The 14,685-nt window shown below is 59.7% G+C and carries 12 protein-coding genes; 4 read left to right on the forward strand and 8 right to left on the reverse strand.

Features of this window, described 5'->3' with window-relative positions:
• The first annotated feature begins 124 nt into the window (after positions 1-124).
• Positions 125-1,081 (forward strand): bile acid:sodium symporter family protein, encoded by a 957-nt coding sequence (locus ODQ19_RS20420; protein ID WP_116666486.1) that lies wholly within the window; start codon positions 125-127, stop codon positions 1,079-1,081.
• Positions 1,082-1,222: 141 nt separating this feature from the next.
• Here ODQ19_RS20420 and ODQ19_RS20425 read toward each other — a convergent pair whose 3' ends face one another.
• A complete protein-coding gene (locus tag ODQ19_RS20425) occupies positions 1,223-2,950 on the reverse strand; it encodes a M91 family zinc metallopeptidase (protein WP_330211085.1) in 1,728 nt (575 codons plus the stop codon).
• 334 nt (positions 2,951-3,284) lie between these two features.
• On the opposite strand from ODQ19_RS20425, the gene sugE reads away from it, so the two are divergent.
• The gene (sugE, locus tag ODQ19_RS20430; RefSeq protein WP_116666484.1) at positions 3,285-3,599 is read left to right on the forward strand and encodes a quaternary ammonium compound efflux SMR transporter SugE; all 315 of its coding nucleotides are present in this window, start codon (positions 3,285-3,287) and stop codon (positions 3,597-3,599) included.
• Between the two features lie 108 nt (positions 3,600-3,707).
• On the opposite strand, the gene ODQ19_RS20435 is transcribed toward sugE, so the two are convergent.
• The 3 genes from ODQ19_RS20435 to ODQ19_RS20445 form a co-directional block, all read right to left on the reverse strand.
• A complete protein-coding gene (locus ODQ19_RS20435) occupies positions 3,708-5,582 on the reverse strand; it encodes an MFS transporter (RefSeq protein WP_330211086.1) in 1,875 nt (624 codons plus the stop codon).
• A gap of 59 nt (positions 5,583-5,641) precedes the next feature.
• The gene (locus ODQ19_RS20440) at positions 5,642-6,790 is read right to left on the reverse strand and encodes a TDT family transporter (protein ID WP_330211087.1); all 1,149 of its coding nucleotides are present in this window, start codon (positions 6,788-6,790) and stop codon (positions 5,642-5,644) included.
• 111 nt (positions 6,791-6,901) lie between these two features.
• A complete protein-coding gene (locus tag ODQ19_RS20445; RefSeq protein ID WP_330211088.1) occupies positions 6,902-8,089 on the reverse strand; it encodes an MFS transporter in 1,188 nt (395 codons plus the stop codon).
• 91 nt (positions 8,090-8,180) lie between these two features.
• Between ODQ19_RS20445 and ODQ19_RS20450 the strand changes: the two genes are divergently transcribed.
• A complete protein-coding gene (locus ODQ19_RS20450) occupies positions 8,181-8,720 on the forward strand; it encodes a TetR/AcrR family transcriptional regulator (protein ID WP_116666480.1) in 540 nt (179 codons plus the stop codon).
• Between the two features lie 131 nt (positions 8,721-8,851).
• Here the strand turns inward: ODQ19_RS20450 and ODQ19_RS20455 are convergent, their stop codons facing one another.
• The 4 genes from ODQ19_RS20455 to ODQ19_RS20470 all read right to left on the reverse strand — a co-directional run bounded on the left by ODQ19_RS20455 (position 8,852) and on the right by ODQ19_RS20470 (position 12,029).
• Positions 8,852-9,631 (reverse strand): ABC transporter permease, encoded by a 780-nt coding sequence (locus tag ODQ19_RS20455; protein WP_003190115.1) that lies wholly within the window; start codon positions 9,629-9,631, stop codon positions 8,852-8,854.
• Positions 9,628-10,560: an ABC transporter ATP-binding protein gene (locus ODQ19_RS20460; protein ID WP_014717781.1), complete on the reverse strand. Its 933-nt coding sequence runs from the start codon at positions 10,558-10,560 to the stop codon at positions 9,628-9,630. The genes ODQ19_RS20455 and ODQ19_RS20460 overlap by 4 nt, the downstream gene beginning before the upstream one ends.
• 135 nt (positions 10,561-10,695) lie before the next feature.
• On the reverse strand, positions 10,696-11,313 hold the full coding sequence (locus ODQ19_RS20465; RefSeq protein WP_330211089.1) for a glutathione S-transferase family protein: 618 nt from the start codon (positions 11,311-11,313) through the stop codon (positions 10,696-10,698).
• A gap of 56 nt (positions 11,314-11,369) precedes the next feature.
• Positions 11,370-12,029, reverse strand: coding sequence for a transglutaminase-like domain-containing protein (locus tag ODQ19_RS20470; RefSeq protein WP_330211090.1), 660 nt, complete (start codon positions 12,027-12,029; stop codon positions 11,370-11,372).
• A 190-nt stretch (positions 12,030-12,219) separates the two neighbouring features.
• On the opposite strand from ODQ19_RS20470, the gene ODQ19_RS20475 reads away from it, so the two are divergent.
• Entirely contained in the window at positions 12,220-14,667 is a 2,448-nt protein-coding gene (locus ODQ19_RS20475) for an acyl-CoA dehydrogenase (protein WP_330211091.1), read from the forward strand.
• Positions 14,668-14,685: the final 18 nt, after the last annotated feature.

A 14,685-nucleotide genomic window follows, 5' to 3' on the forward strand; every position in this document is an offset into this window, starting at 1 on the left:
CTTGCTCGCGAAAGCAATGTATCAGTCAGTATATCTGATGACTGATTCACCGCTTTCGCGAGCAAGCCCGCTCCCACATTTGATTGCATTCACACCTTCAGAATCTAATAACAAGGACATCCCCATGCGCGCACTCGCCGCCTTGAGCCGCTTCGTCGGCAACACCTTTGCCTACTGGGTGTTGATCTTTGCCGTTGTCGCCTTTCTCCAACCCAGCTGGTTCATCGGCCTGAAAAGCGCCATCGTCCCACTGCTGGGCCTGGTGATGTTCGGCATGGGGTTGACCTTGAAACTGGAAGACTTCGCCGAAGTCGCTCGCCACCCGTGGCGCGTGGCCCTGGGCGTGGTCGCGCATTTCGTGATCATGCCGGGCGTGGCATGGTTGCTGTGCCAGGCGTTCCATTTACCGGCGGAAATTGCCGTCGGCGTGATCCTGGTCGGCTGTTGCCCAAGTGGCACGTCGTCCAACGTCATGACCTGGCTGGCCCGGGGTGACCTGGCGTTATCGGTGGCGATTGCCGCGGTCACCACCCTCCTCGCTCCGCTGCTCACACCAGCATTGATCTGGCTGCTGGCCTCGGCCTGGCTGCCGGTGTCGTTCATGGAGCTGTTCTGGTCGATCCTGCAAGTGGTGCTGCTACCCATCGTACTGGGCGTGGTCGCGCAGCGCTTGCTCGGTGATCGGGTAAGGCATGCGGTGGACGTGCTGCCACTGGTGTCGGTGATCAGCATTGTGATCATCGTCGCGGCCGTGGTTGCCGCAAGCCAAGGCAAGATTGCCGAGTCGGGCCTGCTGATCATGGCGGTGGTGATGTTGCACAACAGCTTCGGTTACCTGCTGGGCTACTTCACCGGGCGCCTGTTCAAGTTGCCCTTGGCGCAACGCAAGTCGCTGGCGCTGGAAGTCGGTATGCAGAACTCCGGGCTGGGTGCCGCGCTGGCCAGTGCACACTTTTCGCCGTTGGCGGCGGTACCCAGCGCGTTGTTCAGCGTCTGGCACAATATTTCCGGCGCATTGCTTTCTACCTACTTCCGTCGCATGAGCGAGAAGGAAGACCGCCGCGCATCAGACGCCGCGTAACTTCAGCTCTCCAGAGAACTTCGCGGGGATGACCTCGCGACACACCAAGAGATTGCCCTACCTATAGCGAACGTGGCGCAAGCAAGTGCAGGGCCTTGCTTGCACCTATGCTTCAACACCTCTGAGCGCTGTATTAATGCCTTAGTCGAAGTATCTTTGACGTGGAGGCAAATTCAACTCCGCCAGCAGAGCGTTTTCGTTATACGGCCATGGGTTGTAGGTGGAGGCCGAAAAGTTACGACCCAGAAACTGAAAAGGCTGATGACTGGTAGGAAGTCCAACGGCCTGGCGTTCCAGGTTTCTCTCCCAGGCAAAGTCCGGATCAGGATGGCCTACAAACGTATAGCCCGGTAGAAAGGTACCCTGACCGCCGTTGACCGCATGACTAAGCTCGTGAAAGAGAATCACGGCAGGGGGGCGCCCGTGTCCGGGAGTGATGAAACTTCGCTCATGAATCAGCACGGGATTAGTCGCAGGCGCCCCTCGGACACCGTTTGATATAAAGCCGTACGCGGGGTCATTTTCGAGACGATTGGCGTCTTGAGGCGAGGGAGGGCTATCTGGATCGCGATGATGGTAGGAGCTTCCATCCACTCCCTCTCGAAGGGTAATCGGCGCGGCAAGGGAATCGATTTCTGCCAGCATCCCCTGCCCGGTGGGTGAGCTGCGCAGAAACTCCAGGTTGTCTTCCATATTTTGGATGAAATCTTCGCTCCCCTCGATCTTGATGCTGCTACCGTTACTCGAAGCGTCTAAATGACGAACGTTTGCAGGTGAACGCACGCCATTAAAATTATCCACCCCGCGTTGCCCATATACGATATCGGATGGGTTATAAGTCGTGACGGTGTCCTGCCCTCGTCCCGTGTATATAACATTGCGGTCACCACCATAAATGATGTCGTCACCGCCCCCGCCATGCAATATATTGCGCCCTCTGCCGCCATAAATTAAATCGTTACCCTGTCCTCCGTCCACGTAGCTGATTTTTGCATCCGGACCACCGCCCGCACGCAGCTCATCACTCCCCTTGCCACCATATATCACCGTATTGCCAGTACCGCCGGTGATGAAGTCATTGCCATCATTTCCCTCTGCATAGCTATCACCGCTGCCCAGGTTGATGATGTCAGAACCGTCTCCACCAAATACATTTGTCCGGCCTGCCCCGCCATAGAAGATATCGTTACCCGCGCCGAGATTGACAAAGGTTTGCTCACGCCCCCCATAGTCGAGACTGACGCCATCGCGCCCACCCGCGGTATCAATGTAAAGACGCTGTTGATCAGCAGAGTAATTTTGGAAAGGCAGGTGGTACGACTGTCCATTAACGTGCGCAACAAGCCCTCCATCTCTGCCTCTTTCAACATGGACTCTGTCGTCGCCATCACCGGTAGATAACAGAACATGCTCACTTTGCTTTGAAGGATCATCAGCGTCATTGGCGGAGCCGCGCTCAATGGTGACATTGTCATCTTCATAATGGTCCGTACTGATGCGAACAGGCTCTTGCCCGCCAAAATTTATTTGTCCTTGCTGACCACGGGCAGCAGCCTTGACTTCCTCTCGACTAGGACCATACCGGTAGTACGGTTCGTCCTGCGACGCAGCAGCTTGCCTCGCCTGCCGCTGAGACTCGTTATCGCCGCTGGTGTTTTCACCATAGGTAATCGGTCCCGCCCGGGCAGAACTGAACTCTACCGGGGGAGCATCATTTGCGTTGTTAAACATCAACTGCACATTCGCCGTGTTTGGAGCAGCGCGTGCTTCCTGCCTGGCAGGATCAGCCGCCTGGCGATGACTTTCGTTGTTATTTTCATTTTCGTAAGATCGCGAACCGGGTGATGCTGCAACAGAAGAAGTTTCCATTGTGTACCTCCAATTAACACTCGGACTTACGAATCTTTTGTGGTGTTACTGGTGGAGGCCGTTCCTTGCCATTGGGCGAAAACTTCCTGACTCCTGCGCTAAAACGTAGAACTCAACCTGCACACCGGCGACTTCTCCCAAACCCCTCAATTTAAAAGGGGCAGCCATTGACGTCGCATGAGCGAGCACAAAACAGCCGTGCGCTGCAAGCCGCGCCGTAAACTTGATCACCTGATTTAATTTCGGCACTCTAGCGAACTACGCGAGGACGACCTCGCGACGCTATCAAGCGGTTACCCGGGGACGACCCCACTTTGATAGAAGCGAGGTCATCATGTCCTGGATCATTCTGTTTTTTGCCGGGTTGTTTGAAGTGGGCTGGGCCGTCGGCCTGAAGTACACCGACGGGTTCAGCAAGCCGCTGCCCACCGCCCTGACGATTGCCGCCATGGCGGTCAGCCTTGGGTTGCTGGGGCTGGCCATGAAGGAGCTGCCGCTGGGCACCGCCTATGCCATCTGGACCGGCGTGGGCGCCGTGGGCACCGTAATTGCCGGGATTATCCTGTTTGGGGAGTCCATGGCGTTGTTTCGGTTGGCCAGTGTGGCGTTGATTATTTGTGGACTCATTGGGCTCAAGGTTTCCACTTAAGCCACTACCGCTATCGCAGGCAAGCCAGCTCCCACCTTTTGAATTGTGAATACAATCAAATGTGGGAGCTGGCTTGCCTGCGATGAGGCCCTGACAAACAACGACAAGCTACCTGACACTCCCGCGTAAACCACCCACCACAGCCTGCAACTGCACCGGCGTTGCCGCCTCCACAGCAATCGGCTCCCCAGCCACCAACACTACCCGCGACCAGATCCGATGGAAGAAGCCCTTGTTCGGATCGCGGCTGAAGAAACTCCCCCACAACCCCTGCAATGCCATCGGGATCACCGGCACCGGCGTCTCCTCCAGGATACGCGTTACCCCACCCCGGAACTCATTCATCTCGCCATCGGCTGTCAGCTTGCCTTCCGGGAAGATGCACACCAACTCGCCATCCTTGAGGTACTGGGCAATGCGCGCGAACGCCTGTTCGTAGATCTGGATGTCTTCATGGCGCCCGGCAATCGGAATCGCCCCGGCGGTGCGGAAGATAAAATTGAGCACCGGCAAGCGGTAGATCTTGTAGTACATGACAAAGCGAATCGGCCGACGTACTGCGCCGCCAATCAACAGCGCATCGACAAACGACACATGGTTGCACACCAGTAACGCCGCGCCTTCATCCGGAATGGCTTGCAGGTTGCGATGCTCCACGCGGTACATGGAATGGCTGAGCAGCCAGATCATGAAGCGCATGGTGAACTCGGGGACGATTTTGAAGATGTAAGTGTTAACCGCGATGTTGAGCAGCGACACCACCAGGAACAGCTCGGGAATCGACAGCTTGGCCACGCTCAACAGCAGGATCGAAACGATGGCCGAGACCACCATGAACAGTGCATTGAGAATGTTGTTGGCCGCAATCACCCGCGCCCGTTCGTTCTCGGCGGTGCGCGACTGGATCAGCGCATACAGCGGCACGATGTAAAAGCCGCCGAACACACCCAGGCCGAGGATATCGAGCAGCACCCACCACGCCTGGCCGTAGCTGAGCACCGCGAGCCAATCGTTGGGTTGCACGTTCTGCGGGAAGCCGCCGGAGTGCCACCACAACAGCAGGCCGAACACGGTCAGGCCAAACGAACCAAACGGCACCAGGCCGATTTCTACCTTACGCCCGGAGAGCTTTTCGCACAGCATCGAGCCCAGGGCGATGCCCACCGAGAACACCGTTAGGATCAAGGTCACCACGGTTTCGTCGCCGTACAACCACTCCTTGGCGTACGCCGGGATTTGCGTGAGATAGATCGCACCGACAAACCAGAACCACGAGTTGCCGACAATGGAGCGCGACACTGCCGGCGTCTGCCCCAGGCCCATGCGCAACGTCGCCCACGACTGAGTGAAGATATTCCAGTCCAGGCGCAGTTGCGGTGTCGAAGCCGCTGCGCGCGGGATGCTGCGGCTGGCCAGGTAGCCCAGCACCGCCACGGCCACAATCGCCACCGCCACCACCGGCGCGTAATGGGTGGAAGACATCATGATCCCGGCACCGATAGTGCCGGCGAGAATCGCCAGGAACGTGCCCATCTCCACCAGGCCGTTACCGCCGACCAACTCATCGTCGTGCAAGGCCTGGGGCATGATCGAGTACTTCACCGGGCCGAACAGCGCCGAGTGCGTGCCCATGGCAAACAGCGCCAACAGCATCAATTCAAGATGATTGGTCAGGAAGCCCGCCGCGCCGACGGCCATGATCACGATCTCGCCGATCTTGATCGCACGAATCAATGCGTCCTTGTTGAATTTCTCGCCAAACTGCCCGGCCAACGCCGAGAACAGGAAGAACGGCAGGATAAACAACAAGGCACACAGGTTGACCCAGATGGAGCGGTCGCCCTCGATGGTGAGCTTGTAAAGGATGGCCAGGATCAGCGACTGCTTGAAGATGTTGTCGTTGAACGCGCCCAGCAACTGGGTAATGAAAAACGGCAAGAAGCGCCGCGTGCGCAGCAAGGTGAATTGGGAAGGATGGCTCATCGTCGTCCGTGTTCCTGCGTGGCCTTTATTTATCAGGCCACGACTTTACCTAATCCTGCTTACTTATTCGCTAGCCCGGCAATACAAGGCGAAACAAAAAGCTCGCCTTTATAAGCGCCCTGCACGGTGCGCTTGGCCACGATCAACCACATCAGCGCCAGCGCAACCACCAGCACACTGCCAAACACACTGAAAAACGCCAACTGCAACAGGCTCGCCAATTTAAGCGTGGCCAAGGCGTAAACCCCCAATGGGAAGGTGAAACCCCACCAGCCCAGGTTGAACGGGATACCGGCGCGCAGGTAACGCAGGGTGATCAACACCGCAATCAACATCCACCACAAGCCGAAGCCCCACAGGGTGATGCCCGCAATCACGCCCAGGCCATGGGCCATTTCACCGACACTGGCCAGGCCATTGGCGGCGAAGATCCCAGGGGCATCCGTACCGAGCAGCAACATGCCCAGGGCACCGGTACCGATCGGGCCCAGCGCCAACCAGCTCGACGCTGCCATGTTGGCGTGAGGCAACTTATGCAAGGCCATGCGCAGCATCAGGATGGTCAGGATGCTGAACGCTACCGGCAGGGAAAACGCCCACAGCACGTAGCTGGTCACCAACATCACCAACTGCGAATGGGCATCGGCCAAGTGCGGCGCGAGCAAGCCGCCGCTGGCCGCTGCCACTTCGGCAGCCACCACGGGCAACAGCCAGACGGCGGTCATCTGGTCGATGCTGTGCTCTTGGCGGGTGAACATCATGAACGGGATCAGTACGCCGCAGGCCAGGGACATGGCGACGTCCAGCCACCACAAGGCTTGGGCCAACGGGATCACATCACCGCCCCAGCGCGGCAGGCCGAACAGCAGCAAGCCATTAAGAATGGTCGCCAGCCCCATGGGGATGGTGCCGAAAAACATCGAGACGGTGGAGTGCCCGAAGATGCGTCGCGCCTCGTGGAAAAACATCACCCAGCGGGCGGCATACAGCACGCTGAACAGCACAAACAGGCCAATGGTGAACAGCCACAGGCCTTCGGCGACAGCGTGCAAGCCGGGCAGGTTGACTGGCAGCTGGGCCAAGGCCAGCGCCAGCACACCGGTGCCCATGGTCGCGGCAAACCAGTTCGGGGTGAACTGGCGAATCACTTCCCGGGGACGGGCCAGGTGACTGAAGGGTTTGTAGCGGTGAGTGGTCGAGCAGGTCATGGGTTAATCCTCTTCCTCATATGAGGTTGAGGCCATGATAGAACCTGATCGAATATCTATATAACGGGTAATATCTCTAACTGTTATCTGTTTTATCTATATTAACCACGATCATGCCCTCGCCCTAGCCTGCGCCGAGTCCCGCCACAACAACCCACCAAGGGCCCCCAGAGACAGCAAGATAAGCACCGCACCGTAGCCGTCCGTGGTCACGATCAGTCCAAACACACGGCTCAGGTTACCCGCCAACAGCGCCGGCACGCAGAACGCCAGGTAGCTCAATACATAGAACGCCGACATCAGGCCCGCCCGCTCATGGGGCAACGCCAGGCCCACGATACTGCGCACACTGCCCATGAAGCCGCCGCCGAAACCCAGGCCTGCGATCACGCTGGCGACAAAGAACAGCCACAGGCTGGCGGTGCTTACGGCAACCAGCAGCAACCCCACGCCCACGGCCAGCAGTGCAGCCGACAGGCGCATGACCCTGTCAGCCGCGTGGTTGCGCAGGCTGTAGATCATCACCGCGCCGCTCAAGGTCACCACCGCCACCAGCCCGCCGCCGATCAAGTGCGAGGTCGACCCCGTGGCGACACGCACCAACGACGGCGCCAACGAGGAAAAGAACCCACCCAGCGCCCACACGGCCACATTCAATGGCATCGCCAGCCACAAGGCGCGGCGCGCCTGCGGTGGCACATGCAGAGTTGGCGCCAGGGACTTCAAGGCGCCTGGTATGCGGCTGACCGTTTCAGGCAGGCGCCAGACATAAAGAGCCTGCAACACCATCAAGCCCAGCAGGGTGTAATAGATCAATTGGGTTGGCCACGGCGCGAACTCCACCAGCAGCCCGCTGCCCAGGCCACCACTGGCCATGCCGAGCATCGGTGCGAGGCTGTTGAGCATCGGGCCGCGGACACGGTCGGTATCGAGCAGCGTCGCACTCAATACCGCTGTGGCAGTGCCAGTCGCGAAGCCCTGCAACGCGCGGGCGGCCAGCAGGCAGGCGGTGCTGTCAGCAACGATAAACAGCAGCATCGCCACACTATTGAGCAGCAGCGCGGCGAAGATCACCGGCTTGCGCCCCAGGTAATCCGAGAGCGACCCCACCGTCAGCAGCGCCGCCAGCAGGCTCACGGCATAGACACCAAAGATGGCCGTGAGCATGGCCGCCGAAAAATGCAGGTGGTCTTGATACACCTGGTACAACGGCGTCGGCGCGCTGGAGGCGGCGAGAAAGGTCAGCACCGTGATCACCAGAAACGCCAGGCTGGACCGCTGAGAGATGACACTGGACATGGGCACGCTCCGCTAAAGCTAATATTTTGCTTTTGTGCAGTGTGCTATTCGCTGGCGCTTAAAGCAAATTCTTTGTGTTAAGGTCTTGCCCATGGCGATCAAAGAAGGCCTCCGCCCGGGGGGCCGTAGTGCCCGGGTACAAGAATCCGTCCACAGAGCGGTGCGCGAATTGCTGGAAGCCCATGAGCGTTCCAGCGTCACCGTGCCGATGATTGCCGCATGTGCTGGCGTCACGCCGTCGACCATTTACCGGCGCTGGGGCGATCTGTCAGTACTGCTCGCCGACGTCGCCCTCGCCCGAATGCGCCCCGATACCGAACCGGCCAACACCGGTAGCCTGCGTGGCGACCTGCAAGCCTGGGCCGAGCAATACCTGGATGAGATGAGTTCGGACGTAGGCCGCAACATGATGCGCGACGTGCAAAGCAGCCCTACGCCAGGGTATTGCGTGAGCATCCTGAGTGGGCAGTTGCAGGTGATTGTTGATCGCTATCCGCAGGAACAGCCGCCGAGCGTTGACCATCTGATCAACCTGCTCGCCGCACCGACGGTATTTCGTATTCTGTTTTCGGCCCAACCGTTGGCGGTAGAAGAACTGCATGCCCTGATCGAGCTGGCACTGAAGGCTTAAAGCCCTGCACATAGCAAATGTGGGAGCGGGCTTGCTCGCGAAGGCGTCGTGTCAGTCAATGCATCAGCAACTGATCTACCGCATTCGCGAGCAAGCCCGCTCCCACATTTTGTACCGCGTGCCGTCAGCGGCTAGGTACGCATCCCACGCCCACTCACCAGCAACCGCGCGCAGCCGATATACAAGACGATGGTGGCGACGATCATGAAAGTGATCGCCACACTGATCTTGATATCCGACACGCCCAGAATGCCGTAGCGGAAGGCATTGACCATGTGCAGCACCGGGTTGGCCAGGGACACCGTCTGCCAGAACGGCGGCAGCAAGGTGATGGAGTAAAACACCCCGCCCAGGTAGGTCAGCGGCGTGAGCACGAAGGTCGGAATGATGGAAATATCATCGAAGTTGCGTGCGAACACGGCGTTGATAAAGCCCAGCAGCGAGAAGATCGTCGCCGTCAGCACGACCACCAGAATAGTGACCCCAAGGTGATGCACCTGCAGGTGGGTAAAGAACAGCGACAGCAGCGTCACGATCACTCCCACCATCAGGCCACGCAACACGCCGCCCAGGGTGTAGCCGATGAGGATGGTGTGCGGTGACACCGGCGAGACCATCAGCTCTTCGATGGAGCGCTGGAACTTGCTGCCAAAGAAACTCGACACCACGTTGCCGTAGGAGTTGGTGATCACCGACATCATGATCAGTCCCGGCACAATGTATTCCATGTAGGTGAAGCCACCCATGTCGCCGATCTGCCGGCCGATCAGGTTACCGAAGATCACAAAGTACAGGACCATGGTGATCGCCGGTGGCAGCAGGGTCTGCGGCCAGATCCGGGTAAAGCGCTTCACTTCGCGATAGACAATGGTTTGCAGCGCGACAAGGTTGGGTTGCAGTTCGGAACTCATACCGCCACCTTCGCCAGATTTTTCTCCACCAGGGACACGAACAACTCCTCAAGGCGATTGGTTTTATTACGCAGGCTCAACACTTCGATGTTCTGAGTCGCCAACTGGGTGAACAGCGCGGTGATGCCCATGGCTTTATCCACCTGCACCTCCAGGGTGTGGCTGTCCACCAGCCGGCTTGGGTAGCCGAGCAACTGCGGCGCCACCGACAGGTTGTTCTTCAGGTCGAGCAGGAAAGTTTCCACATGCAACTGGCCCAGCAGGTTGCGCATGCTGGTGTTCTCGACAATGGTGCCGTGGTCGATGATGCCGATGTTGCGGCACAACTGCTCAGCCTCTTCCAGGTAGTGGGTGGTGAGGATGATGGTGATGCCCTTCTCGTTCAGTTCGGTGAGGAAGGTCCACATCGAGCGGCGCAGCTCGATGTCCACGCCGGCGGTAGGTTCGTCGAGGATCAACAGGCGCGGCTCATGCACCAGGGCGCGGGCGATCATCAGGCGGCGCTTCATGCCACCGGACAGCGAGCGCGAAGGCACGTCACGCTTGTCCCACAGGCCCAGTTGGGTGAGGTACTGCTCGGCGCGTTCCTTGGCGACTTTCGCCGGAATGCCGTAGTAGCCAGCCTGGGTCACGACAATGTCGAAGGTCTTTTCGAACTGGTTGAAATTGAATTCCTGGGGCACCACACCAATGGAGCGCTTGAGCGCCGCCGGGGATTTGTCCAGGTCATGCCCGAAGATATTCACCGTGCCGCTGGTCTTGTTGACCAGGGTGGAGAGAATGCCAATGGTGGTGGATTTGCCGGCACCGTTGGGGCCGAGCAAGGCGAAGAAGTCACCTTCGGCAACGTCCAGATCGATACCACTCAGGGCCTGGAAACCGTTGCCGTAGGTTTTGGTTAGCTGCCGGATGGACAGAGCGGAACTCATATGGAAGTACGCACCAAAGAAGGGAATAGAAAGAATAGATGAAGGCACACCGCAGGTAGTTCAACCTGCGATGCAGTGCGAGCATGGTGCGTGCCCATGCCGCACAAGTACAGTCACCCGTATTAATAGTGTGTATTAAGTCAACGCGGTCATCACCGCCTTGCGGTAGGCCGGGCGCTGCTGCAGGCGCTGGTACCAGCCCTCCAGATGGCGCATGGCAGGGCGTTCGATGGGCATTTCGAACCAGGCGTAGATGAAGCAGCCCAAGGGGATATCGCCCATGCCGAACGCCTGGCCGGACAGGTAGGGTTGCTCGGCGAGAGCTTGGTCCACGGTTTTGAGCGCATCGATACAGGCTTGGCGCCCGGCATTGATACTGTCCCAGTTTTGCTGGTCAGCCGGGGTGCGCACGATGCCCCAGAACACCGCCTTGAAAGGATCGGCGAGCGTGGAAGTGGTCCAGTCCATCCACTTTTCGGCGTTGGCCCGGGCTTGCAAGTCGCTGGGGTAAAAGTCCGATGCCTGCTTGGCGCACAGGTAACGCACGATGGTGTTGGATTCCCACAGCACAAAGTCGCCATCTTCGATCACCGGTACCCGGCCATTGGGGTTCATGGCCCGGTATTGCGGGGTATCGACCACACCAAAAGCCCCGCCCGCATCAATTGCTTCATAGTCCAGGCCGAGTTCCTCGGCGCACCACAGTGCTTTCCTGACGTTTGATGAATTTTTACGACCCCAGATCTTCAGCATGACCGCGCCTTATCGTTGATGAACATGGCTTGATGAACGCAGCAGCATACGCCGGTTCAGCCGCGGCTTAAATCGCCCTGCATATCGCCGAGCAAGGTCGGCGCATCATCGCCAAACAGGTGCGGGTAGCACTGGCGGATATGCCCGAAGAAAAATGCTTCGGGCACGTCAGCAAATTGCCCGTGGTCCACCACGTACTCCATAGAACGCTGGCCCTGGCGATTGAACGCGTGGAACACGCTGTCGTGCAGCCCATCGAATTCCAACGGCGGCACGTCGAACACCTCGCACAGTTGTTGGTTGAACGCCGGAGTGGCCTTGACCCAGCGGCCGTTCAGGTAAAGCTCGGTATAACCGTGCATGGCGAACACGTCACTTTTGAGCAGGGCGAGCAGCCGCGGTGTGGACAGGTGGTTGCGCACGTCCGCTAGGCCAATGCGTGCGGGAATGCCGCAGTGGCGCGCGCAAGCGGCGAGCAACGTGGCTTTGGGTACGCAGTAGCCTTCGCCGGCCGCCAGGGCGAAGCTGGCGCTCAAGGTGTCGGGGTCACGGCTGAAGGTATAGGGGTTGTAGCGAATTGCCTCACGCACCGCGTAGTAAAGACTGACTGCCTGGTCACTTAAATCCGGGCGGGTTCCGCGATGTTTCTCGGCGAACTCCACCACCACAGGGTGGTCACTATCGATGAAGCGGCTGGGACTCAAGTACGTATTCATGAGCTTGATCTCCGAGGGGAGCCTGGAGTTTAACCACCAGGCCTGCCAGAGAGATAACGACGATTCGGCCAAATGCCGGCGCCGGCTGATGGCTTGCCCAGTACACCTTGTTACACCCTGATCACCCGGCTTGTTCGGATGCCGACTAAGCTCCCTGGTGGTTTCGCCCCTGGTTCACGGAGGATTGAATATGCTGTTGTTGTGGATACTGGTGCTGGTGGTCGGCATCGCCTACCTGGCACACCGCCGTACTGCCCCCCTGCCCGCCCTGGGCGTGGTCGCCGTCTACCTGCTGGCGATGGGCGCCTGGAGCCACGCACCGGGTTGGCTGCTGCTGATCTTCTGGGTGCTCCTGGCCGTGGTGGCCGCGCCTTTGTTGCTGCCTGACCTGCGCCGCCAATACTTCACCAAGCCGCTGTTCAGCTGGTTCCAGAAAGTGCTGCCGCCGATGTCCGAGACCGAGCGCGATGCGATTGATGCCGGTACCGTGTGGTGGGACGGCGAGCTGTTCAGTGGCCGCCCCGACTGGGACAAATTGCTAGCCTACCCCAAGGCGCAATTGACCGAGGAAGAGCAGGCGTTCATCGACGGCCCCACCGAAGAACTCTGCGCCATGGTCAGCGACTGGGAAATCGGCCAGGCCATGGACCTGCCGCCGCAAGCCTGGGAACACATCAAGACCCATGGCTTCTTCGCCCTGATCATTCCCAAGGAGTACGGTGGCAAGGGCTTTTCCGCCTATGCCCACTCCCAGGTTGCCATGAAGCTCGCGACCCGCAGCGGTGACCTGGCCTCCACCGTGATGGTCCCCAACTCCCTCGGCCCGGCCGAACTGCTGCTGCACTACGGCACCGACGAACAACGCAACCACTACCTGCCGCGCCTGGCCCGTGGCGACGACATCCCGTGCTTCGCCCTCACCGGCCCGCTGGCCGGCTCCGATGCGGGCGCCATGCCCGACACCGGCGTGATCTGCAAAGGCGAATGGGAAGGCAAGGAAACCCTCGGCCTGCGCCTGAACTGGGAGAAGCGCTACATCACCCTCGGCCCGGTCGCGACCTTGCTCGGCCTGGCCTTCAAGGCTCATGACCCGGATCACCTGCTGGGTGAAGAAGAAGACCTGGGCATCAGCCTCGCATTGATTCCCACCGACACCCCTGGCGTGGAAATCGGCCGTCGTCACCTGCCGCTTGGCGCCGCCTTCATGAACGGCCCCAACTCCGGCAAGGATGTGTTCATCCCCCTGGAATACCTGATCGGTGGCCAGGAAATGCTCGGCAAGGGCTGGATGATGCTGATGAACTGCCTGTCGGTCGGCCGTTCGATCTCGCTGCCCGCCGTCGGCACCGGCGCCGCCAAGTTCACCAGCCTGGTGACCGGGCAATACGCCCAGGTGCGCGAACAGTTCAACGTGCCGCTGTCGGCCTTCGAAGGCATCCAGGAAGCCCTGGCACGCATTGGTGGCAACGCCTGGCTGATGGACAGCGCGCGCATGCTCACCGCCAACGCCGTGGACCTGGGCGAGAAGCCGTCGGTGCTGTCGGCGATCCTCAAGTACCACCTGACCGAGCGCGGCCGTGAGTGCATCAGCCACGCCATGGACGTGCACGGCGGCAAGGGCATCATCATGGGCCCCAACAACTACCTGGGCCGCAACTGGCAGGGCGCACCGATCTTCATCACCGTGGAAGGCGCAAATATCCTCTCGCGTAACCTGATGATCTTCGGCCAGGGCGCGATTCGCTGCCATCCCTTCGTACTCAAGGAAATGGCCCTGGCCGGCCGCGAAGACCATGACCAGGCGTTGAAGGAATTCGACGGCCTGCTGATGCAACACATCGGTTTTGCCGTAAGCAACGCCGCCAGCACCCTGGTGCTGAACCTGGGCTTCGGGCACTTCGAAAAAGCTCCGGGCAACCGGTTGAGCCAGGGCTACTTCCGTGCCCTGAACCGCCAGGCGGCTGCGTTTGCCCTGCTGGCCGACCTGAGCATGATGTTGCTGGGTGGCGAGCTCAAGCGCCGCGAACGCCTGTCCGCCCGCCTGGGTGATGTGCTCAGCCACATGTACCTGGCGTCGGCGGCGCTCAAGCGTTATCACGACCTGGACTCGCCGGACCATCTGGAGCCGCTGTTTGCCTGGGCCATGGAAGAAAGCCTGGGCGAATCGGAACGCGCATTGGATGAGCTGCTGAGCAACTTCCCGAACAAGGTGCTGGGCTGCCTGCTGCGGGTGATCGTGTTCCCATTCGGGCGTCGTCATACCGGGCCGTCCGACGCTCTGGATGCCGAAGTGGCAGCCGTGATCGGCCGCGCCAAGGGCGACCCGACCCTGGAAGAATTGCTGGCCGGCTGTTATCGCCCGCAATCAGCAGAAGATCCCGTGGGCGCCCTGCAACATGCCTACGACCTGCTCGGTGCCAGCCACCCCTTGCAGAAAAAACTCCACAGTGCGCTCAAAAGCGGCCAAGTCAAGCCGGCTGCCGGCGTGCATGCCATCGACGCGGCCCTGCAGGCCGGCGTGCTGCAACCGGCCGAGGCACAGACCTTGCGCGATGCCGAGGCTGCGCGACGCAAGGTGATCGACGTGGATGATTTCAGCAAGGAAGAGCTGATGCAGGCAGAAGGTAAAGTCCGCTGAGTCGAGCGGTCATATAAA

Source organism: Pseudomonas sp. AM4(2022) (assembly GCF_036346515.1).
Taxonomy (GTDB): Bacteria; Pseudomonadota; Gammaproteobacteria; order Pseudomonadales; family Pseudomonadaceae; genus Aquipseudomonas; species Aquipseudomonas paracarnis.

Excerpts from the sequence above, each read along its gene's own strand:
- ODQ19_RS20435 (WP_330211086.1), bottom strand. The coding sequence starts at position 5,582 with ATGAGCCATCCTTCCCAATTCACCTTGCTGCGCACGCGGCGCTTCTTG.
- ODQ19_RS20455 (WP_003190115.1), bottom strand. The coding sequence starts at position 9,631 with ATGAGTTCCGAACTGCAACCCAACCTTGTCGCGCTGCAAACCATTGTC.
- ODQ19_RS20425 (WP_330211085.1), bottom strand. The coding sequence starts at position 2,950 with ATGGAAACTTCTTCTGTTGCAGCATCACCCGGTTCGCGATCTTACGAA.
- ODQ19_RS20445 (WP_330211088.1), bottom strand. The coding sequence starts at position 8,089 with ATGTCCAGTGTCATCTCTCAGCGGTCCAGCCTGGCGTTTCTGGTGATC.
- ODQ19_RS20420 (WP_116666486.1), top strand. The coding sequence starts at position 125 with ATGCGCGCACTCGCCGCCTTGAGCCGCTTCGTCGGCAACACCTTTGCC.
- ODQ19_RS20460 (WP_014717781.1), bottom strand. The coding sequence starts at position 10,560 with ATGAGTTCCGCTCTGTCCATCCGGCAGCTAACCAAAACCTACGGCAAC.
- ODQ19_RS20440 (WP_330211087.1), bottom strand. The coding sequence starts at position 6,790 with ATGACCTGCTCGACCACTCACCGCTACAAACCCTTCAGTCACCTGGCC.
- sugE (WP_116666484.1), top strand. The coding sequence starts at position 3,285 with ATGTCCTGGATCATTCTGTTTTTTGCCGGGTTGTTTGAAGTGGGCTGG.
- ODQ19_RS20470 (WP_330211090.1), bottom strand. The coding sequence starts at position 12,029 with ATGAATACGTACTTGAGTCCCAGCCGCTTCATCGATAGTGACCACCCT.
- ODQ19_RS20475 (WP_330211091.1), top strand. The coding sequence starts at position 12,220 with ATGCTGTTGTTGTGGATACTGGTGCTGGTGGTCGGCATCGCCTACCTG.
- ODQ19_RS20450 (WP_116666480.1), top strand. The coding sequence starts at position 8,181 with ATGGCGATCAAAGAAGGCCTCCGCCCGGGGGGCCGTAGTGCCCGGGTA.
- ODQ19_RS20465 (WP_330211089.1), bottom strand. The coding sequence starts at position 11,313 with ATGCTGAAGATCTGGGGTCGTAAAAATTCATCAAACGTCAGGAAAGCA.